Annotated in this window: 21 protein-coding genes and 1 pseudogene; 8 read left to right on the top strand and 14 right to left on the bottom strand. The window is 61.8% G+C overall.

Translation table 11 applies throughout. From position 1 onward, the window contains the following. Window positions 1-83: 83 nt before the first annotated feature. Entirely contained in the window at window positions 84-557 is a 474-nt protein-coding gene (locus M0654_RS19830) for an Lrp/AsnC family transcriptional regulator (protein WP_248684548.1), read from the top strand. A 25-nt stretch (window positions 558-582) separates the two neighbouring features. On the opposite strand, the gene M0654_RS19825 is transcribed toward M0654_RS19830, so the two are convergent. Further along, a complete protein-coding gene (locus M0654_RS19825) occupies window positions 583-1,329 on the bottom strand; it encodes a hypothetical protein (protein ID WP_248684547.1) in 747 nt (248 codons plus the stop codon). Window positions 1,330-1,439: 110 nt separating this feature from the next. Here M0654_RS19825 and M0654_RS19820 point away from each other — a divergent pair, with 110 nt between their 5' ends. Together M0654_RS19820 and M0654_RS19815 are read left to right on the top strand one after the other, a co-directional pair. Further along, window positions 1,440-1,628, top strand: coding sequence for a type II toxin-antitoxin system HicA family toxin (locus M0654_RS19820; RefSeq protein ID WP_118851589.1), 189 nt, complete (start codon window positions 1,440-1,442; stop codon window positions 1,626-1,628). A 5-nt stretch (window positions 1,629-1,633) separates the two neighbouring features. Further along, window positions 1,634-2,038, top strand: coding sequence for a type II toxin-antitoxin system HicB family antitoxin (locus M0654_RS19815; RefSeq protein WP_248684546.1), 405 nt, complete (start codon window positions 1,634-1,636; stop codon window positions 2,036-2,038). 12 nt (window positions 2,039-2,050) lie between these two features. Here M0654_RS19815 and uraH read toward each other — a convergent pair whose 3' ends face one another. The 8 genes from uraH to M0654_RS19775 all read right to left on the bottom strand — a co-directional run bounded on the left by uraH (window position 2,051) and on the right by M0654_RS19775 (window position 7,407). Next, window positions 2,051-2,407, bottom strand: coding sequence for a hydroxyisourate hydrolase (gene uraH / locus M0654_RS19810; RefSeq protein WP_118850227.1), 357 nt, complete (start codon window positions 2,405-2,407; stop codon window positions 2,051-2,053). Continuing rightward, a complete protein-coding gene (locus M0654_RS19805) occupies window positions 2,404-2,904 on the bottom strand; it encodes an ureidoglycolate lyase (RefSeq protein WP_248684545.1) in 501 nt (166 codons plus the stop codon). Before M0654_RS19805 ends, uraH begins: the two co-directional genes overlap by 4 nt. Further along, window positions 2,904-3,266, bottom strand: coding sequence for a HepT-like ribonuclease domain-containing protein (locus M0654_RS19800; protein WP_248684544.1), 363 nt, complete (start codon window positions 3,264-3,266; stop codon window positions 2,904-2,906). The genes M0654_RS19805 and M0654_RS19800 overlap by 1 nt, the downstream gene beginning before the upstream one ends. Next, window positions 3,263-3,553: a nucleotidyltransferase family protein gene (locus M0654_RS19795; RefSeq protein ID WP_248684543.1), complete on the bottom strand. Its 291-nt coding sequence runs from the start codon at window positions 3,551-3,553 to the stop codon at window positions 3,263-3,265. The genes M0654_RS19800 and M0654_RS19795 overlap by 4 nt, the downstream gene beginning before the upstream one ends. Before the next feature lie 56 nt (window positions 3,554-3,609). Further along, window positions 3,610-4,632 (bottom strand): allantoicase, encoded by a 1,023-nt coding sequence (gene alc, locus M0654_RS19790; protein ID WP_248684542.1) that lies wholly within the window; start codon window positions 4,630-4,632, stop codon window positions 3,610-3,612. After that, window positions 4,629-5,132 (bottom strand): 2-oxo-4-hydroxy-4-carboxy-5-ureidoimidazoline decarboxylase, encoded by a 504-nt coding sequence (gene uraD / locus M0654_RS19785; protein WP_248684541.1) that lies wholly within the window; start codon window positions 5,130-5,132, stop codon window positions 4,629-4,631. The genes alc and uraD overlap by 4 nt, the downstream gene beginning before the upstream one ends. Beyond that, window positions 5,129-6,055: an allantoinase PuuE gene (gene puuE / locus M0654_RS19780; RefSeq protein ID WP_248684540.1), complete on the bottom strand. Its 927-nt coding sequence runs from the start codon at window positions 6,053-6,055 to the stop codon at window positions 5,129-5,131. Before puuE ends, uraD begins: the two co-directional genes overlap by 4 nt. 116 nt (window positions 6,056-6,171) lie before the next feature. Next, window positions 6,172-7,407 (bottom strand): NAD(P)/FAD-dependent oxidoreductase, encoded by a 1,236-nt coding sequence (locus M0654_RS19775; protein WP_248684539.1) that lies wholly within the window; start codon window positions 7,405-7,407, stop codon window positions 6,172-6,174. On the opposite strand from M0654_RS19775, the gene mnmD reads away from it, so the two are divergent. Beyond that, entirely contained in the window at window positions 7,406-8,155 is a 750-nt protein-coding gene (gene mnmD, locus M0654_RS19770; RefSeq protein ID WP_248684538.1) for a tRNA (5-methylaminomethyl-2-thiouridine)(34)-methyltransferase MnmD, read from the top strand. The two genes, M0654_RS19775 and mnmD, sit on opposite strands and share 2 nt — an antisense overlap. A 23-nt stretch (window positions 8,156-8,178) precedes the next feature. On the opposite strand, the gene M0654_RS19765 is transcribed toward mnmD, so the two are convergent. The 3 genes from M0654_RS19765 to M0654_RS19755 all read right to left on the bottom strand — a co-directional run bounded on the left by M0654_RS19765 (window position 8,179) and on the right by M0654_RS19755 (window position 12,714). Continuing rightward, a complete protein-coding gene (locus M0654_RS19765; RefSeq protein WP_248684537.1) occupies window positions 8,179-8,472 on the bottom strand; it encodes a hypothetical protein in 294 nt (97 codons plus the stop codon). Window positions 8,473-8,551: 79 nt separating this feature from the next. Continuing rightward, a complete protein-coding gene (locus tag M0654_RS19760; RefSeq protein ID WP_118850235.1) occupies window positions 8,552-8,806 on the bottom strand; it encodes a hypothetical protein in 255 nt (84 codons plus the stop codon). A 182-nt stretch (window positions 8,807-8,988) separates the two neighbouring features. After that, window positions 8,989-12,714, bottom strand: a complete 3,726-nt coding sequence (locus tag M0654_RS19755) for a PAS domain-containing hybrid sensor histidine kinase/response regulator (protein ID WP_248684536.1) — start codon at window positions 12,712-12,714, stop codon at window positions 8,989-8,991. Between the two features lie 349 nt (window positions 12,715-13,063). Between M0654_RS19755 and M0654_RS19750 the strand changes: the two genes are divergently transcribed. Both M0654_RS19750 and M0654_RS19745 read left to right on the top strand, forming a co-directional pair. Next, on the top strand, window positions 13,064-13,402 hold the full coding sequence (locus M0654_RS19750) for a hypothetical protein (protein WP_118850237.1): 339 nt from the start codon (window positions 13,064-13,066) through the stop codon (window positions 13,400-13,402). Between the two features lie 336 nt (window positions 13,403-13,738). Further along, window positions 13,739-15,488: pseudogene (locus M0654_RS19745) on the top strand (DEAD/DEAH box helicase). Window positions 15,489-15,533: 45 nt separating this feature from the next. Here the strand turns inward: M0654_RS19745 and M0654_RS19740 are convergent. Beyond that, on the bottom strand, window positions 15,534-16,277 hold the full coding sequence (locus tag M0654_RS19740) for an SDR family oxidoreductase (protein ID WP_248684535.1): 744 nt from the start codon (window positions 16,275-16,277) through the stop codon (window positions 15,534-15,536). 100 nt (window positions 16,278-16,377) lie between these two features. Beyond that, a complete protein-coding gene (locus tag M0654_RS19735) occupies window positions 16,378-17,268 on the bottom strand; it encodes a DMT family transporter (RefSeq protein ID WP_248684534.1) in 891 nt (296 codons plus the stop codon). A 101-nt stretch (window positions 17,269-17,369) separates the two neighbouring features. Between M0654_RS19735 and M0654_RS19730 the strand changes: the two genes are divergently transcribed. Both M0654_RS19730 and M0654_RS19725 read left to right on the top strand, forming a co-directional pair. After that, window positions 17,370-17,591 (top strand): hypothetical protein, encoded by a 222-nt coding sequence (locus tag M0654_RS19730; RefSeq protein WP_248684533.1) that lies wholly within the window; start codon window positions 17,370-17,372, stop codon window positions 17,589-17,591. Continuing rightward, window positions 17,585-18,979 (top strand): circularly permuted type 2 ATP-grasp protein, encoded by a 1,395-nt coding sequence (locus M0654_RS19725; protein ID WP_248684564.1) that lies wholly within the window; start codon window positions 17,585-17,587, stop codon window positions 18,977-18,979. Before M0654_RS19730 ends, M0654_RS19725 begins: the two co-directional genes overlap by 7 nt. Window positions 18,980-18,983 lie beyond the last annotated feature (4 nt).

Here is an 18,983-nt window from a genome sequence, read left to right as displayed (position 1 = left end):
GCATGAAGGTGCGAGACAATCTGACTTGAAGAGCGCACGGTGAGACTGATAGGGACTTCTTTCGTCTCATGAAGGAAACCAAAATGCCTACAGAATCCGGCGTCTTTAGTGAACTTGACCAGTTCGATCGCAAGATCCTCGAGATCCTCGCGCAGGACGGCCGCATCTCGATCACCGACCTTGCCGCAAAGGTCGGATTGTCAAAGACGCCGTGCCAGCTTCGCTTCCGGCGGCTGGTGAACGATGGCTATATCGAAGGTTTTCGTGCCGTGCTGAACCCATCGAAGATGCAGCTCGACCACATTGCCTTCGTGGAGGTGAAACTCTCCAATACGAGCGAGGACGTGCTGAAAAGCTTCAACGCTGCCGTGAAGAAGATCCGCGAGGTCGAGGAGTGCCACATGATCGCCGGCCGCTTCGACTACCTGCTGAAGATCCGCACCCGCGACATCGGCCGTTATCGCCGGGTGTTGGGCGAACGCATCTCCACCTTGCCGCATGTGGCAAGCACATCAACAAACGTGGCGATGGAGACGGTCAAGGAAGGTTGGCACTAAGGGGGCGTCAGCCGCGGCCAGTCGGTCAGCACCAACCCTTGCCGCTGCCGGGGCGCTTGGCGAGCCCCTCGCGCACCAGGATATCCGAGAGCGCCATGCCGTTGCGCTTGATTTCGCGCAGCTGGTGGCCATCAACCTCCGCATCATTGCCGGCCCAGGTGACGAGTTCGAACGGACCGGAATCAAGAAAGGCACGAACCCGCAGTTCCGCATCGCTCGCCTTGATCCGCTCTGTTTCGCAACGCGGCTTCTTGATATCCGGCACCTCGATGCCGACAAGGCGGATCTTCTGGCCATGGATGACGAAGCGATCGGCCGAGACGACGCAGTCATCCTGCTTGGCGGTGCCGCACAGGAAGAACTTGCCCTGGTAGGCGCCGGCAATCTTCGGATCGGCCTTTGCCATCTGTGGCTTGCTGGGCTCGTCCATGCCCGTCTTGCCGATCGGCGCGGGCGGAATGAGCGCTGCGTTGCGACGAACCTCGGGCGCTGTCGCGGGCTTGGGTGCCTTATCACCCGATACGCTGGCGGAAAGCGGCGCGGGCGGAACCGGCTTGGCAGGCACTGGCAGGGGCTTGCCCGCAACAGCGGTTGGCTTGCTGCTCGTCAGGTGGCTGGAGACAAAACGCTTGGCCGCTGCGGAATTTTCATGAAGCGCAAGACCGCCACCGACCACCACGAGGGCGGCGAGCCACGGCCAAAGCTCGGATCCCGTCGCCTTGGCAGGCCGTCTGGTGCTTTTGCGTCTCGAACCGGATTTGCTGCGCGCCATGAGCGAATCTCCTTCATTGTCGACGAGGAGTATTCCGGGCAAGCATTGCTGAATGGTTTCCGTATGAGCCTCAGCTTGACAATGTGTATCGATGTGTACAGGTTTGGATGATGAAGAGCGCCGAGGTCATCGCACTGCTGCGCAAGGATGGCTGGGTTGAAGTTGCTCAACGCGGCAGCCACATCCAGTTCAAACATCCTGTAAAACCGGGCCGAGCAACGGTCCCACATCCAAAGCGGGACATCCCGCTCGGTACGCTGCGCAGCATCGAGAAGCAGGCAGGCATCAAGCTGAGGTAAAGCCTATGAGCAACTACATCGGTCTCATCCACAAGGAACCGGACAGTGACTACGGCGTATCCTTTCCGGACTTCCCGGGGCTTATAACGGCTGCACCCACGCTGGACGAGGCGCGGCAGATGGCCGAAGAAGCGTTGGCTTTTCATGTCGAAGGAATGATCGCGGACGGTGACGCCATTCCAGAGCCCTCGACTCTGGAATGCATCATGGCTGAACGGTCAAACAAGGACGGCGTGGCGGTACTGGTGAGCCTGAAGACCTCCGCTGCCAAGGCCGTGCGCATCAACATCACGCTACCGGAAGACGTGCTGCAAACGGTCGATGCTTATGCCGAAGCACGGGGCCTATCGCGCTCCGGATTCCTCGCACGCGCTGCGATCCACGAGATTGAACGAGAGACCGTGGGCTAATCAGGGTGAACGTCAACTGCCGCGATAGGTCGAATAACCGTAGGGCGAGAGCAGAAGCGGCACATGGTAGTGCGCCGTCACGTCCGAGATGCCGAAGCGGATCGGGATGACATCAAGGAAGGCCGGTTCGGTGAGCGTCACGCCGCCGGCGCGCAGGTAATCGCCCGCGTGGAAGACAAGCTCGTATTCTCCGGCGATAAAGGTCTCGTCAGCGAGGATCGGTCCGCCATCGACGCGCCCGTCGGCATTGGTGACCACCGTCTTCACCTTAACTCGCCCCTCGCCTTCCAGGCGGTAGAGGTCGATCTTCAGCCCCTGCGCAGGCGTACCCTTGGCAGTATCAAGAACGTGGGTGGTCAGTCCGGTCACAGGCGCGGCTCCATGATCATGTAGGGTGCATCGAAGGTTTTTTCTTCGAGATTGGCGGCTGGGTTATCGCGATCAACGACGAGGAAGTCACTGACCTCGCCGAGCGCCATCAGCGGATGGTGCCAGACGTTCGGGAAATAGTTCACGCCCCGGCCGGCTTGCGCCAGGAAGACCTGCGGCACGCCCGGGCGTCCATCTTCGTCGGCGGAGACGGCAACCAGAAACGGGCGGCCGGAGAGCGGCATGAAACTCTGGCTGCCGTAGGGGTGCCGCTCCATCATGTCGATCGTGTACGGAAATCGCCGCGGCCTGCCGCGAAAGATACTGAAGATCAGCCGCTCTGGTGCTCCGACCACAACCGGTTCGGCCAGCGCATGATAGCGTTCGGTGGTGCCGCCATTGATAAGGCGCATCGTGCCTGGATCGGCTTCGATGACATCACCGAAAGGAGCAAAGGCCTGCTTGGTCAGCGGCTTTATTTCGAGATAAGTACTCACTACTCCCCCTGGGGACGCCAGTGATGAAGGGCGTCGAGTTTTTGCAGAAGATCCGGCAAGGCAATCCTGACCGTGTCGAAGATGATCGGAAGCTCCAGCTGATAATAATCGTGTACTGCCAGATTGCGCATGCCGCGCATCTTGGTCCATGGGATGTCAGGATGCTCCACCGGAAAATCCGGATTCCGCGCGACGATCCGGGACGCAGCTTCCCCGGTGAGCACGAGCGACATGGCCACGGCCATCTGCGTGCGTCTGTCGCTGAGGAACTGCTCGATCGTCATCTCACCGACAAACTCGCGGGCCTCCATCGCCGCAGCCCGCATCTGGTCCAGATCCTCCTTCAGGCGATCCAGCTTCATATCGTGGTGGCTTCCGAAAGGATGCGTTGGCGCATCGAGGGCCGCAGACCTCCGTCGGTCACCAGATCGACCTTCCTCTGGAGGATATTTTCCAGTTCGTTCTGCAGGCCGCCGAGATCAAACAGGGTCAATCCCGGAAGCGCGTCCACCAGGATATCGATGTCACTGTCAGGGCCATCTTCGCCGCGCGCAACGGAGCCGAAGACGCGCGGGTTTGCCGCGTTGAAGCGTTTCGTGGCTTCGCGAATCGCGTCCCGGTTTTTCTCCAAAGCTTCAGATGGCCTCATGACGGCATCACTCCTGATGCCGGCAATATAGGTGAGAGACAGGCTTTCGGGAAGCGTCACGCCTTGGTGCCGAAGAGCCTCAACCGCATCGTGCCGCCGTCCGGATGCATGGCATAGCGCACATGCGTGACCGGCCCGATATCAGCCACGACATCGGCGCCGTATTCGTGCTGGTGGTCCATCTGCAGCTTCTGGCGCGGCAGGATCGGCTTCCAGGTTTCCGATGCTGCGATCTCCGCCTCCGACAGTTCATCGCCAAGCTCCGGCAGGTATGCGCCCAGAAGTTCGCAGGTGTCGGGGAAATTGCCCTTGAAGAAGGCGGTGTCGACGGTGACGCGCTTGATCGTGCCCGGATGGCCGAGCCGGATCACCGCCCAGTCGTGGCCAGGCCCGCGGCGACGCTTGGTTTCCCAGCCATCGCCCATGTTGATGCCGCGCCCCGGGCCCAGCATCTTGTCCGGGTGGCCATAATGGGCATCCGACCAGGCGAGCGACTTTGCGCCATGGAAGATATAGGCGAGGTCGATCTCTTCGTCTGCGCCGACCTTCGACCAGTCGAAATGCGCCGAACCATAAACGCGAAGACGCGCGATTCCACCATCGGGGTAGATGTGGAGGCGCAGATGCGTCCAGACCTTGTCCTTGTCGGCGTTGTCGAAGAAGTGGTGGGCACTGGGCCCGAGCGGAGACTTGTCGAGGATCTCGGTCCACTCGATGGATTCGATCGCGTCACCCTCTTCGATGAAGGCAGCCTCGATCGAGCAATGCGGCGGATAGTTGCCGGTGAAGTAGCTGGTGTCGACGTCGAAACCGAAAATGCGGCCCGGCATGGCGAGCTTGACGATCGCCCAGTCGTGGCCGGCGACGCGCTTGCGGCGGCTTTCCCAGCCGTCCATGTACTTGCCGTTGTCGTCATAAAGGTCGGGATCGAAACTTGCCGGCGCATCGGCCAGCATGCGCTCGAGCGGCGCAAAGAACTCGTCGGTCGCATACAGCCCCTTGGCGCCGAGCCGGGCAGATGCAAGGTTGATCGAGCCCTTCGCGAAATCCGGCAGGCTGTTGTCGCTGGTCTCGGTCATTTGGATGTCTCCGGTAGCAATGCGGTGAGGCGCAGAAGCGCAATCTTTTCAACCTGGGCGGCGGCCGTTGCGAACTCGTCTTCCACGCTGTTGTGGATGCGTTTTTCGAAGGCCGCCAAGATATCATCCTTGTTCAGCCCCTTCACGGCGATGATGAAGGGAAAGCCGAACTTCGCCATGTAATGGGTATTGAGCTCGGTGAAGCGAGCGTGCTCGTCCGGGCTCAGGCGATCCAGCCCGGCACCAGCCTGTTCCTTGCGGCTTTCTTCGGTGAGCTCGCCGGCGATTGCCAGTTTGCCGGCAAGATCCGGATGGGCGCGAAGCACGCCAAGCCGCTCCGCATAACTCGCCCGGCGGAAGATGGAGGTGAGAGCGTCGTGCACGCCCTTTGCCGTGAGCGGCACGAAGATCAGGCCAGCGTCATAGGCGCGCTCGGCAATGAAGGGCGAGTGCTCGAAGACGCCACCGAACCGCTCTATGAAGTCTGCGCGCGCAGTCATGGTGCACCTGCCGGGCGATGATTCTGGTGCCAATGGCGGGCGATCTCGATGCGTTGCGGGATCCAGACCTTGTCGTGCGACAGCACGTATTCGATGAAGCGGCGCAGCGCGGCGGCACGACCGGGACGACCGACGAGGCGACAATGCAAGCCGACCGACATCATCTTCGGCGCACCTTCCTGGCCTTCCCGGTAAAGCGTGTCGAACGTGTCCTTCAGATAGGTGAAGAACTGGTCGCCGGCGTTGAAGCCCTGTGGCGTCGCGAACCGCATGTCATTTGCTTCCAGCGTGTAGGGAATGATGAGGAAGGGTTTTCCGTCCAGTCCGGGCACCCAGTAGGGAAGATCGTCGGCATAGCTGTCGGAGGAATAAAGGAACCCGCCCTCTTCCATGACGAGCTTCAGCGTGTTGGTCGATGGCTTGCCCTGGTACATGCCATAGGGCCGCTCGCCGACAAGCTCGGTGTGAAGGCGCACGGCCTCCAGGATGTGCTCGCGCTCCCGCTCTTCCGGGAAATCCTTGTATTCGAGCCAGCGGTAGCCGTGGCTGGCGATCTCCCAGCCGGCTTCCTTCATGGCGGCTACGGCTTCCGGGTTGCGCGCCATGGCGAGCGTCACGCCATAGACGGTCGTCTGCACCTTGAGTTCGGTAAACATCCGCCAGAGCCGCCAGAAGCCGGCGCGCGAGCCGTATTCGTAGATCGACTCCATGTTGAGGTTTCGCTGGCCAGGCCATGGCGCGGCACCAACGATCTCCGACAACAGCGATTCGGAGGCCGGATCACCATCGAGAATCGAGCTTTCGCCGCCTTCCTCGTAGTTGATCACGAACTGGACCGCGATATTGGCACCATTGGGCCATTGGGGATTGGGAGGGTTGCGGCCGTAGCCGACAAGATCGCGCGGATAGTCTTTTGCCTGCATCACTCACCTTCAACACGTCGACGGACGGTAGCGCACCCGTTCCGGCACTGTCGAGATGGAAAGATCAGCTCACGAGGCCACGGCTTCGGTTTTGCACCGGCATGAATGTCGAAGCGTCAGGCCTGTTTTGTCGTGCGAGCATCCGGGCGCGAGGCGGCAAGGAGATGGCTGGCGAGTGTGAAGGAGGCGGGAAGCCTCGGATCACGTGACATAACGGTGGCGAGCGCCGCATCCGCAAGCCGGTGGGCAAGCCCGAAGCTCACCTTGAACCCGCCGGTAAGCGCGATGACACGCGGATGGTCCGGATGCGGTCCGACCATCGGGTCGCGATCCACCGCCTTCGGACGCAAGCCCGCCCAGCGTTCCACCACGGATGCGGTGCCAAGTTCCGGCACCAGCGCGCGGGCTCGAGCGATCAAGGCCTCAAGCTGGGCATCGGTCGAAAACGCGTCCTCGAAACTGTCCTCGCTGGTGCTGCCGATGGCGACATAGCCGTCTTCATGCGGCACGACATAAAGCCCGTTGAGGAAGATCACCGGCAGCGTGGGATCGATCTCGGCCTTCAGAAGCGCCGCCTGCCCTTTGACCGGCATGCCGACCGGCTGTCGCAACGGGGCCGAGATCGCCTGGAGAAGCGGAAAGGAACGCCACCCGGCCGCGATGATGCAGTGGCCAAAAGCAGTGCTATCGCCGTTGGCGAAGACCACGCGGTTGCCCTCCGGTTCGATGCGTTCCGCCTCGATATTCTCGACCACCGTCACATGCCGGGCGGCGCGCAGGAAAGCCGCGAGTGCGGCGCAGAGAGCACGTGGCGAGACGCGCGCCGCCAGCGTGTCGTGGACGACGCCTGCCTCGGCAAAGGATGCGGCCGGCCAGCCGGTCCGGAACGGCCGATCCAGCACATGCCAGTGGAAGCGGCGGCCGCGCTGGTTCCAGCACGTTTCGGCATCTTTGGAGTGGCGATCCGCGATCACCCGCAGATGCGGCTTCGGCAGCGGGATGAGGCGCCCCGAGCGGCGATAACCGCAGGAAAGGCCTGTTGCCGCCTCGATCTCGGCAATCTCATCCTCGAGCGACAGCAGCGCGTCGAACTGGAATTGCTTCTTGTCGTTCCACTTGTCCGGCATGTGCGGCATGAGCGCGCCCAAGAGGCCGCCGCTTGCTCCCCGCCCGAGTTCACCAGCATCGACCAGCAGGGTGTCGAGCCCAAGCATCTCGGCCTTCACCGCGGCCCACAGGCCCATGATGCCGCCACCGAGGATGACGAGATCGGCAGAAGCCGGCAGCGCAGCGGATTGCCGGCCATGAATTGATTGACCCGCACCACCGGCAGGATTATCCGCGTGTGACATGAACGATCGTCATCCTGAGAATGCCGCGACAAGCGGCCAAATGCCTGAAAGCCAGACGCTGGATTGGAATGATGGCGATATGCCGTATTCGCGCGAGTTTGGCGATCATTTTTATTGCCAGACCGACGGGCGGCTCGAATGCGAGCATACCTTCCTCGCCGGCAATGGCCTGCCTGACCGCTGGTCACCGGGTGGAGACTTCAGGATCGGTGAACTTGGTTTCGGCACCGGGCTGAATTTCTGCGAGACATGGCGGCAGTGGAAGATCCACCGGAAGCCCGGCGCACATCTGCATTTCACGTCCTTCGAGCTTTACCCGATGCAACGCGGCGAGATCGACCGGGCGCTCGCCCGCTGGCCTCAGATCGATGCGGAGCGTCAGGCGCTCACCGCCGCCTGGCCGGATGATCCCAAGGGCCATGTCGTCATCGACCTGGACGCGCAGACACGCCTTACCGTCGTTTGCGGACCGGCGCTCGAGGGCGTCTCGGCCGCGGAGCCGGGCGTTGACGGGTGGTTCCTCGATGGCTTTGCGCCCTCGCGCAATCCGGCGATGTGGTCGCAGGAGTTGATGCAGGCGGTTTTCGAGAAGACCGCGCTACAAGGCACGTTTGGCACCTATGCAACCGCGGGCTTCGTGCGCCGCAACCTGCAGGCAGCAGGTTTCACCGTCGAGCGCCGCCCGGGCTTTGCCGGAAAACGCGAAATGCTGTGCGGCCGCAAGGAAGTGACCACACAGCAGGACTAGCCCGGAAGGCTACGGCTCAAGGGTTACTGCGTGCAGTTCGGGTTGCCGTGCATCTGGTGAGAATTGCTCGCGTCGCCTTGCGTGTTCGCGCTCATGTGCGACGAGCAATCTGCCGACGGGTTGGCAGTGCTGGATGTGCTGCCGGTGGCATTCGGATCGAGCTTGCCCGGCGCACCGGGTGCCGCAGCCGTGGGATCAGTCGGGCCGTTCATCACCGGGTTGCTGGATGCAGCGGCGCCGCCATCACTGCCGGACTGGGCAAAGGCGCCTCCGCCCATCATTAGAGATACAATTGTCGTCGCAATGAGCTTCTTCATCGGGGCCTTGTCCTCGTTGGTTGGCAACGATCGAACTGACAACCACTCCCGATGTTCCTGCATCTTGAAACTTGGCGATCTAGGCCATCTTCTGGAGCAGGATCTGGATTTCCGGTGACTTCGGAAGGTCCTCGTCGGGCGTCGGCTTCAGCCGCTTGCCAAACTTCGGATCCAGCCGGTACCAGTCTATCAGTGCCGACGCGACATCGGCCGCGGCTTCGTCCCGACGGTCGACGCCATTTTCTTCGCACCAGGCGACCAGAAACTTTTCCAGCAACTCGAGATCGTCGGGAGCGAGCGGTGCTTGTGCCGGAGCCTCACCCTGCTGAATCATGTTGTCCTCACTATGCAGGCGACTGTCCCAGCTCCCGCCTCTGCCGTTACTCGATGTTAGACATCGAAGCTTGTGCAGAACTTTCTAATATAATGAGGTCGACCGCAAAACACTAAAACCTCTTCTGCATCCAACGCTTCTAACGTTTTGTTGTTCCAGCAGAAGTCACGAAAACCGGCAGATCACTGCGCCGAAGACACGACCGCGCCATCGACCCACTCGCGGATCTTGCTTTCAAGCGCCTCGGGGCTGATCGGCTTTGACAGGTAATCATCCATCCCGACCTGTAGGCAAAGCTCGCGATCGCTTTCCAGCGCATGCGCCGTGACGCCGATGATCGGCGTATGTGTGCCGGTCTGGCGCTCGATCTCGCGGATCTTCTGCGTCGCCTGGTGGCCGTTCATCACCGGCATGGACACATCCATGATGATGACCGCCGGATCATGCTTCTGCCACGCCTCGACGGCCTCGGCACCGTTCTGGACGATCTGGAACAGCCAGCCGGTCGTCTGCAGGATCTGCGTGAAGACGATCTGGTTCACCTCGTTGTCTTCTGCAACAAGCACGTCAAGACCGGGCGTTGCCTGCATCGCAGGCGTCGAAGACCGCACCGGCTCGACCGGAGAAGCGGAGGCAACCACCTGCAGGGCAGGCGTTCCGGAAGCAACCGACGCGGGTCCCGGAGCCTGAACGCTTGGTGCAATGCCCCCTGCCCGCTGCAACTGGGTCAAGAGGTTCTGGTTCTCGTTCGCTCTGCGCTTGGTGCGGATCGCGCGCACCACGTCGATGATCGTGCTGCGCAGCAGGTTGGCTCGCGCCGGCTTCATCAGATGCGCCTGGATGTTCAGCGACGCGAACATGCTGTCATCGCCCGCCATGTCCATGGAGGTGAGGAAGATCACGCCGCAGCCGTCAAAGCGCGGATCGCGCCGAAGGTGGCGGGCGAAATCCAGTCCGTTCATTTCCGGCATGTGGTAGTCGAGCACGATCGCATCCACCGCGACATCGATGCGGGCGCATTCCTGCATGATGGCGAGGCCTTCCGCGCCGCCTTCTGCCGCGACGCAATCAAAGCCCCACATGGACAGCTGTTCGGTGAGGATGCGGCGGTTGACCGGGTTGTCGTCCACCACAAGGATACGCGCGCCGCTCGTGTTGATCGGCAGTGCCCGCTGGCTGTTGCGCTCGCTGACGATCTGGAACGGCAGATGGACGGTGAAGACGGAGCCACGGCCAAGCTCGCTTTCCACCTCGATGCGGCCGCCGAACAGTTCGGTAAGGCCGGAGGTGATGGCGAGGCCAAGGCCGGTGCCTTCGTGTCGGCGCGTCGACGAGGTGTCAACCTGCGAGAACTTCTCGAACACGGCCTTCAGCTTCTCGTCCGGGATGCCAAGGCCGGTATCCTCGATACGCACCGTCAGCATCATTTCGCCTTCACCGATCGGCTTCGACATCAGGTCGATGAAGACATAGCCCTTTTCGGTGAACTTGACGGCATTGCCAACGAGGTTGGTGATGATCTGGCGGAAGCGGCCGGCATCACCCATCACGGTTTCGCGCACCGATGCGTCGCCGCGAACGATGAGTTCGATGTCCTTTTCCGAGGCGGACGACGACAGGAGCGTCGCCACATCCTCGATCGCCTCGACCGGATCGAACGGCGCCTTGCGCAGCTTCATCTGGCCGGCATCGATCTTGGAGAAGTCGAGGATGTCGTTGATGATCGTGAGCAGCGCGTTGCCAGACTTCACGATGATATCGATGAAGGTCTTCTGGCGGGTATCGAGGTTGGATTTTGCCAGCAGTTCCGCCATGCCCAGCACGCCGTTCATCGGGGTGCGGATCTCATGGCTCATGTTGGCCAGGAACTCCGACTTGGCACGATCGGCGGCTTCCGCCCGCTGCAGGAGGCGGGTCAGTTCCTCCTCGCGATTCTTCATCTCGGTGACGTCGGTGAAGATCGCCAGCCAATGGTCGCTGCCGGTGATGTTCGCCTCGACCTGTATCCACTTGTCGGTGCCGATCCGGAAGGAAGCATGCACCGGCTTGCCGCCGAGGACGCTTTCTTCCCAGGTTCGAAGGGTGGCGACCGCTTCCTCCGGCGTGCCGAAGTCACCGCGCTTGGCGGAAAAACGGAAGATGTCGCGCCACTGCGCGCCGATCGTCACCATCTCCTGCGGGATTTCCAGCATGCCCGCGAGCGCATCGTTGGAGAAAATGATCTCGCCATCGTGCAGGATGAGCAGGCCCTGCGACATCGCGCTCGTCGCGTCGCGCATCAGCGCGCCATGCTGCTCGAGCGCCACCCGCGCCTCATGGACCTGTTGTTCACCGCGCCGTAGCGCCGTGACATCCATGTAGCTCAGCAGGATCTTTCCGCCGGATAGCTTGGTGCCGGAGATCAGGATATTGCGGCCGTTGCGGCTCTTGACCTCGATCGGCTCGTGCGCGTTGTCGTCGGTGAGCGCGGCGATGCGGCGGTTGTAGATCTCGTCGAAGCTCTGCTCCGTGTCAGAATAGATCCCGTGGTTGAAGTTGACTTTCAGGAAGTCGCGATAGGCGCGTCCCGGCAAGTCGAACTGTTCGCCCGCATCCCAGAACCCGTAGAAGGACGGATTGGCGTATTCGAAGTTGAAGTCGGCATCGAGGATGGCGGTGCCGACCGGCAGCGCATGCAGGATCGTCTGCAGGTCCTGGCTGATCTTCTCCGCCTTGTTCTGGGCCTCCTTGATGAGCGAGACGTCCATGCGCGAGCCAACCATGTGGTGGCTGCCGTCATTGACGGTCACGCGGCGCAGACGCGAGATGACCGGCACGACGGTGCCGTCCGGGAAGGTGATGTCCTCCGACTTGTCGATCGCCTCTCCCTGGAAAACGCGGTCGTTTTCAGCGCGGTAGCGCTCGGCCGCATCCGGGAACATTTCCGTCTCGGTCTTGCCGAGGAACTCATCGCGCGGGCTGCCGAGCATCGCTTCATAAGCGGCGTTCGCGTAGGTCAGCCGATGCTCGCTGTCGCGCACGAAGACCGGCACCGGCAGGTCCTCCAGCACGGCGCGGTAGAGGTTGGTTTCATCGATCTGCGTACGGAGATGGATCTCCTGCTCCTTGAAATCCGTCACGTCGTGGCGGATCGCGATCAGCAGGCCGTTTTCAAGCCGTTTGTTGAGGCTGCGCATCCAGCGCCCGTCGGCCACCTGGTTGACGCTTTCCGAATAGGGAACGCGGAAAGGCCTCATCCGCTCTTCGAGCCAGACGTCCTTTGGCGGCAGGTCGACATCCGGTCGTTCGCGCTTGCGGCGGTCATAGGCATGGCCGAGGAGTTCCGGCAGCGTCGCGCCCGGCGCGATGTCGACCGAGATCGCATTGAAATAATCGATCAACTGCGAGTTGGAGTAGATCAGCGTGTCGTTCTTGTCATAGATGCCGATGCCCATTTCGAGCATGTCCAGCGCATCATCGAGAAGAACCTTCTGCACCTGCGAGGTGACCGACATGGCCGGTCCGGGCTGCGGCTCAACATCTTCAAACGGAGCGAGGATCTCGCCGCCACTGAAGCCGTTCGCCGGCGCGCAGAAGCCGAACAGATAGGTATGGTCGTCTTCCGTCAGGAAGCGTTCGATCCGGATTTCCTGGGCGATGGCGCCGGAGCGATCAAAACAGTAGGCGGTCTCCTCACCGCCGAAGACGATTGCGCGACACTCCTTCTCCTTGCGGTCCGCATCCTCTGACGAACCGTAAAGACCGCGGCTGACCTTGCCGATGAGTTCGGAAGGCTCAACACCGAAGAGGCGTGCATAGGCGTCGTTGACGGCGACATAGGAGAGCGCGCTGTCCTTGATGAAGGCCGGCTCGTGCAGGTCGCTGATGCGCGCGCACGCTTTCCTCAACAGTTCGCTATCGGTCTCCACGTGCCCGCTCCCTCATACGGCCATCGCGCTTCAGCACGACAAGCGATAAAAACACCAGTAAGGTTAACAAGGCGTTGCGCGCGTAGCCTGAATACTTGCAATCCCGGCCTTGCCTGGGTCAAAAAGAGGCACTTGGTCGCCTTCGACACCCGCCGCAAAGTTGCCGGCCGCCTGCTACATTTCAGCCATAATGTGGAACGGTGCGAGGGCATGGACGCGGATACTGCGATTTCGCGCTCAATTAGCTGAACAGCTGTTCAGACTACTCCTGTTTTTCTTCCATGAAACTGCCGCGTTTCAAGAGCGTTATTCCGGTTACCCTTTGAACGTCAGGGGAAAGGAAAAGATCATGTCCCGCTTCAAGAAGACGATAACGTCCGGTCTGGTAGCTCTGTCCGTTGCGGGCGCCCTTGCCGCAACCGCCCCGGCTGCCCAGGCTCGCGACCGCCACCACCATCACAACAATATCCTGCCCGGCGTTGCCGCGGGGCTTGCCGGTGGCCTCATCGGCGGCGCCATCATCGCCGGATCGCAGCGGCCGGTCTATGTCGAGCCGGAATATGAATACGCGCCACCACCGCCGCCGCGCGTCTATTACCGCGCCGAATATGCACCGCGCTGCCACTACGAGTGGGTGGAGAACGAGTGGGGCGAAGCCTACCGCGCCCGCGTTTGCGCCCGATACTGAGCAGACGACCACCAGCATCTGGAGAGCCCGCAGCGCGACCGCCCTGCGGGCTCTTTCGCGTCAAAGACAGGTGCGACCAGCCGCCCGCCGCACCGGGTGCGACAAAACAATCGCTTGACATTCGCCCGCTTTGACACCAAATGCCGATCAGCTTTCACCTTCCGGCCGCCGCGTGAGCTGCCCCGCGTCCAGAGTATTATCGCGAAGAAGGAACAAGGCGCACAGATAGATCGCCCTCAACGCGAGGGTTTACGCGCTGGAAAGTTTTTCCAACTGCAAGTTCCCATTTCACGCGGGGTTCTTGACGCCAGAGACGTCCAAGACGCTGGGACAAGCATGTCCGGCGTGTCGTCTCATGGCGCCCCGAAAGGTATTTGACTTGACGAATTTCGAATCGCTTGGCGTTTCCAAGCAGATTGTCGCCACGCTGACCGCGCTTGGCATCGAAACACCGACCCCTATCCAGGCACAGGCCATTCCGCTGCTGCTCGAAGGCCGCGACCTGATCGGCCTCGCCCAGACCGGCACCGGCAAGACCGCCGCATTCGGCCTGCCGCTGGTTGAGCGCCTGCTCGCCGACAACATCCGCCCCGACAACCGCACCACCCGCTCGCTGATCCTGGCGCCGACGCGCGAACTGGTGAACCAGATCGCTGCGAACCTCAAGAATTACATCAAGGGCCGCCCGCTGAAGGTCAACCTCGTTGTCGGCGGCGTATCGATCAACAAGCAGCAGCTGCAGCTGGAAAAGGGCACCGACATCCTGGTGGCCACGCCCGGCCGCCTGCTTGACCTGATCAGCCGCCGCGCCATCGGCCTCACGACCGTGCGTTACCTCGTGCTCGACGAAGCCGACCAGATGCTCGACCTCGGCTTCGTGCATGACCTGCGCAAGATCGCCAAGATCGTGCCGAAGCGCCGCCAGACCATGCTGTTTTCGGCCACCATGCCGAAGGCGATTGCCGATCTGGCATCTGAATTCCTCACGGATCCGGTGAAGATCGAAGTGACGCCTCCGGGCAAGGCTGCCGACAAGATCGAGCAGTATGTCCACTTCGTTGCCGGCAAGAACGACAAGACGCAACTGCTCAAGGATACGCTGAAGGCCAATCCGGATGGCCGCGCCATCGTCTTCCTGCGCACCAAGCACACCGCCGAAAAGCTCTACAAGCATCTCGAGCAGGTCGAGTTCAAGGTCGCCTCCATCCACGGCAACAAGAGCCAGGGCCAGCGCGAACGCGCACTCAAGGCCTTCCGTGATGGCGACATCCGTGTTCTCGTGGCAACCGACGTTGCCGCCCGCGGCATCGACATTCCCGGCGTGACGCATGTCTTCAACTACGACCTGCCGGAAGTGCCGGACGCCTACGTCCACCGGATCGGGCGCACCGCGCGTGCGGGTCGTGAAGGTGTTGCGATCGCCTTCTGCGCACCGGATGAAACGCTGCTGCTGCGCGACATCGAAAAGCTGATGGGCATCGAAGTGACGACCGCCTCTGGCGAGCGTCCGGAAGCCCTGAGCCGTCCGGTTCGCGGCAACAACAATCGCGGTGGCAACAAGGCTCGCGGCGGAAACCGTGGCGGCGGAAACGCGCGCCAGGGTGCCGGCCGTGGTGAAGGCGAGGGCCGTCCGCAGCGTCGCGAACGTCCGGCCCGCAAGCCGTTCTTTGCGGCAGAGGGCGCGGAAGGTGCATCGGCAGAAGCCGGTGCCCGCCCGCAGCGCCAGGAAAACCGCAATGGCGGTCGTCCGCAAGGTGATCGTCCGCAGCGCGACCAGCGCCGCAACGAGGATTTCCGCGGCCAGCGTCGTGGCGAAGATGCACCACGTGCCGAAGCAGACAGCGATCTCGCCAGCACCTCGGACTTCCGTGGCGGCAAGAAGCAGTTCGGTCCGCGCGACGGTGCACCGAATGGCGAAGGCCGTCCGGCCCGTAGCGAACACCGCAAGCCGGCCGGCCAGGCTCGTACTGCTGCGAAGCAAGGCGAGAACCGCGGCCCGGTCCGTTTTGGCAACGACAACCGCGCCGAAAATCGCACCGACAACCGGGGCGGCGGCTACCAGGGGCGCAAGCGCAGCCGCGCCTAACACTTCTGAAAAAGGCCGCTTCCGAGCGGCCTTTTTTATCGCGGGTTATTTTACAGCGGCGTTGCCACCATCGGCATAAAGCGCAGAGCCGGCGACGAAACTAGCCATGGGGCTTGCGAGAAACAGCGCCGCGGCAGCGATCTCCTCGGGCTTGGCAATACGCTTCATCGCATGCAGGCCGGCCGCCCACTCCTTCTGAGCCGCATCCCCTGCGGCCGGTGTGTCCGTGCCGCCGGGCAGCAGCGCATTTGCGCGGACACCTTGCGCGCCATAATCCGCTGTGATGGCTTTCACCAAACCCATCAGCCCCGCCTTAGCCGCCGCGTATGCGCCCATTCCGGGAATGCCGACACTCGTTCCAACGAAGGTCGAGGTGAAGATCAAGGATCCGGAGCCGCGTTGCAACATGGCGGGTATCTGCACTGCCGCGCCGAGAAAGGCACTGGTCAGGTTCGTGGTGATGGTCTGTTGCCATTCGGGAAGCGTCACTTCCGCCAGCGGCTTGTAGGGTCCGACAGCACCCGCATTGTTGAAGGCCATATCGAGGCCGCCGAATTGGTTGATGGCCGCATCAACCATGCGCTTGTGAGTGTCTTCATTCCCGACATCGCCGGCAACCGCGACGACCTTGCCACGATTGGCCTCGATCTCCGCGGCAAGTGCATTTAGCGCTTCTTCACCGCGCGCATTGACCACCACGGCAGCACCTTCACGTGCAAACAACAAGGCCGTAGCGCGGCCAATCCCGCTCGACGCGCCTGTGACGATTGCGACTTTTCCTTCCAGCATTGGGTATCTCCTCCAAGAGTTGCCCGTGCTGGTTAAGTCCTCACCTCTCGTGCCGACACCCGTTTCGTGACCTGAAACTTGCCGCCCGCTCGACCCCGCCTCAGCCGACCGTCCCGGCTCTCGCCTTGCGGTTGACCATGTAGACGCCCGTCACCACGATCACCGTGCCGATGATCATCGGCCAGGTCAGCGGCTCGCCAAACAGGATGACCGCCTCGATCGCCACGACCGGCGGCATGAGGTAGATGAGCGAAGCCGCACGCGATACCTGTCCGCGACGGATGAGCCGCAAGAGGAGCGCCACCGCCCCCATCGACAATCCGAACACCGACCAGGCCATGGCGAGGACCGCTTCCTGCGTCCAGTCGAAGCGCAGGTCTTCAAGCAGCAGCGCCAGCGGGATGGTGACGATGAGCGCGCCCACGAATTGCAGCGACGCGATCGACAGGAGGTCGCCCTCCTGCAGATAACGCTTCTGGTAGAGCGTGCCGTAGGTGACTGACCCCATCGAGATCAGGTTGATGATGACGGGAAAGCCGAGGCCGCTCAGGCCGACTTCGAAGAGATCGAGGATCTGCGGCGAGATGGCGATCAGGATGCCGGCAAAGCCGATCGCGAGCCCGGCCTTCTGCAGCATCGTCAACCGCTCGGTGATGAAGAAAGGCGCGACCATGGCGGTGAGCAGTGGCTGCATCCCCGCGATGATGCCGGAAAGACCGGCGGGAACCCCCTGCCCGATCGCATACCATACGCCGGCGAGGTAAAGCCCGTGCAGGAAGACGCCGGAGATCAGGGAATGCGCATATTGCCCAATGCTTTTCGGCCACTTCGCCCGGGCGACGACTGCGACGGCAAAAAAGGCAATGGCGGCCAGCCCATGTCGGCCCGCGAGGAATGTCAGCGGATCGGCATGTTGCGCGGCGAACTTTGCGACAATCCAGCCGGTCGACCAGAGGAGAACGAAAACGGCCGGAGCCAGACGGTCAAGCATTACGGTCTTTCGGCACCTGCCAAATTCGCACGAAGCCGCTTCCTATTCCTCGATGCCTTCATGGTCAAAACAGAAAAACTGATGGTTGCGGTGAATTTCGCTTGAACAGCAACTGGCGCGCGTTTGTGCAGTTGATGCTTTCAAAAGCAGAAGGAAGGTTTGATGGCGGTCCCGCCAATATCTGCACAGCGGAAGATCCTGATTTTTGCCGCCGCGTGAAAACCTCGCGGCCAACTGTGCATGCTTCTTGCATTAAAAAGGGTGTTGTACTCAAATGGCAGAAAAACGAGGGAACCCGCCATTGGCATTCGATGAAATGTTAACTCCGGAAGGTCTTCCGAGAGATCCCTACAAGCAATACCACCAGTGGTATAGCGCCCAGGATGCCGCCCACCTTATTCGCAAGACGCAGGACGCCGAAAACATCTTCCGCAAGACCGGCATTACCTTTGCCGTCTATGGGCATGCGGACAGTTCCGAAAAGCTGATCCCCTTCGACATCATCCCGCGCATCATCTCCGGTCGCGAATGGCGCAAGCTGGCGCAGGGCATTGAGCAGCGGGTTCTGGCGCTCAACGCCTTCCTCGATGACATTTACCACAAGCAGGAAATCATCAAGGCGGGACGTATTCCCCGCGAGCTGATCGAGAAGAACACGGCGTTTCTTCCGGAAATGATCGGCTTCAAACCGCCCGGCGGCGTCTACACCCATATCGTTGGCACCGATATCGTGCGCACCGGCGAAGACCAGTTCTTCGTGCTGGAAGACAATGCCCGCACGCCCTCCGGCGTCTCCTACATGCTGGAGAACCGGGAAACGATGATGCAGATGTTCCCGGAGCTCTTCACGCTGAACAAGGTCCAGCGGGTCGAAGACTACCCGCGCCTGCTGCGCCAGTCGCTCGCGTCTCTGGCGCCGCCCGGCTGCAGGGGCCGCCCTCGTGTGGCGGTACTCACGCCCGGCATCTACAATTCCGCTTATTACGAACATTCCTTCCTGGCCGACCAGATGGGCGTCGAGTTGGTGGAAGGCTCGGATCTGCGCGTCATTGACGGGCGCGTGAAGATGCGCACCACGCAGGGCTACGAGGCTATCGACGTGCTTTACCGCCGCGTCGATGACGACTTCCTCGACCCCCTCACCTTCCGGCCGGATTCCGCGCTTGGCATTCCGGGCATCATGGATGTCTACCGCGCCGGCAACATCACCATCGCCAATGCACCGGGCACGGGTATCTCCGATGACAAGGCGATCTATTCCTACATGCCCGAAATCGTCGAGTTCTACACCGGCCGCAAGCCTCTGCTGGAAAACGTGCCGACCTGGCGCTGCTCGGAGCCGGACAGCCTCAGATACGTGCTCGACCATATCGGGGAACTGGTCATCAAGGAGGTTCATGGCTCGGGCGGCTACGGCATGCTGGTTGGCCCGACGGCGAGCAAGAAGGAGCGGGCCGAGTTCGCCGAAAAGCTTGCCGCCAAGCCCGCCAACTACATTGCCCAGCCGACGCTGGCACTCTCCACCGTGCCGATCTTCGTCAACAAGGGGATCGCGCCGCGCCACGTCGACCTGCGGCCTTATGTGCTTGTCTCGGACAAGGTGAAGATCATCCCCGGCGGCTTGACCCGGGTGGCGCTGAAGGAAGGCTCGCTGGTGGTCAATTCCAGCCAGGGCGGCGGCACCAAGGACACCTGGGTTCTGGAAGATTGAGGCT

The sequence above is a fragment of the Neorhizobium turbinariae genome, from assembly GCF_023223505.1.
Classification (GTDB): Bacteria; Pseudomonadota; Alphaproteobacteria; order Rhizobiales; family Rhizobiaceae; genus Neorhizobium; species Neorhizobium turbinariae.
The sequence above is the reverse complement of the archived record's forward strand: the minus strand, read 5'-3'. Positions and strand labels throughout refer to the sequence as shown.

Bases quoted from the DNA above. Each gene is read 5' to 3' on its own strand.
- M0654_RS19830 (WP_248684548.1), top strand. From the start codon at position 84: ATGCCTACAGAATCCGGCGTCTTTAGTGAACTTGACCAGTTCGATCGC.
- M0654_RS19825 (WP_248684547.1), bottom strand. From the start codon at position 1,329: ATGGCGCGCAGCAAATCCGGTTCGAGACGCAAAAGCACCAGACGGCCT.
- M0654_RS19820 (WP_118851589.1), top strand. From the start codon at position 1,440: ATGAAGAGCGCCGAGGTCATCGCACTGCTGCGCAAGGATGGCTGGGTT.
- M0654_RS19815 (WP_248684546.1), top strand. From the start codon at position 1,634: ATGAGCAACTACATCGGTCTCATCCACAAGGAACCGGACAGTGACTAC.
- M0654_RS19800 (WP_248684544.1), bottom strand. From the start codon at position 3,266: ATGAAGCTGGATCGCCTGAAGGAGGATCTGGACCAGATGCGGGCTGCG.
- M0654_RS19795 (WP_248684543.1), bottom strand. From the start codon at position 3,553: ATGAGGCCATCTGAAGCTTTGGAGAAAAACCGGGACGCGATTCGCGAA.
- alc (WP_248684542.1), bottom strand. From the start codon at position 4,632: ATGACCGAGACCAGCGACAACAGCCTGCCGGATTTCGCGAAGGGCTCG.
- uraD (WP_248684541.1), bottom strand. From the start codon at position 5,132: ATGACTGCGCGCGCAGACTTCATAGAGCGGTTCGGTGGCGTCTTCGAG.
- puuE (WP_248684540.1), bottom strand. From the start codon at position 6,055: ATGCAGGCAAAAGACTATCCGCGCGATCTTGTCGGCTACGGCCGCAAC.
- mnmD (WP_248684538.1), top strand. From the start codon at position 7,406: ATGAACGATCGTCATCCTGAGAATGCCGCGACAAGCGGCCAAATGCCT.
- M0654_RS19775 (WP_248684539.1), bottom strand. From the start codon at position 7,407: ATGTCACACGCGGATAATCCTGCCGGTGGTGCGGGTCAATCAATTCAT.
- M0654_RS19765 (WP_248684537.1), bottom strand. From the start codon at position 8,472: ATGAAGAAGCTCATTGCGACGACAATTGTATCTCTAATGATGGGCGGA.
- M0654_RS19760 (WP_118850235.1), bottom strand. From the start codon at position 8,806: ATGATTCAGCAGGGTGAGGCTCCGGCACAAGCACCGCTCGCTCCCGAC.
- M0654_RS19750 (WP_118850237.1), top strand. From the start codon at position 13,064: ATGTCCCGCTTCAAGAAGACGATAACGTCCGGTCTGGTAGCTCTGTCC.
- M0654_RS19740 (WP_248684535.1), bottom strand. From the start codon at position 16,277: ATGCTGGAAGGAAAAGTCGCAATCGTCACAGGCGCGTCGAGCGGGATT.
- M0654_RS19735 (WP_248684534.1), bottom strand. From the start codon at position 17,268: ATGCTTGACCGTCTGGCTCCGGCCGTTTTCGTTCTCCTCTGGTCGACC.
- M0654_RS19725 (WP_248684564.1), top strand. From the start codon at position 17,585: ATGTTAACTCCGGAAGGTCTTCCGAGAGATCCCTACAAGCAATACCAC.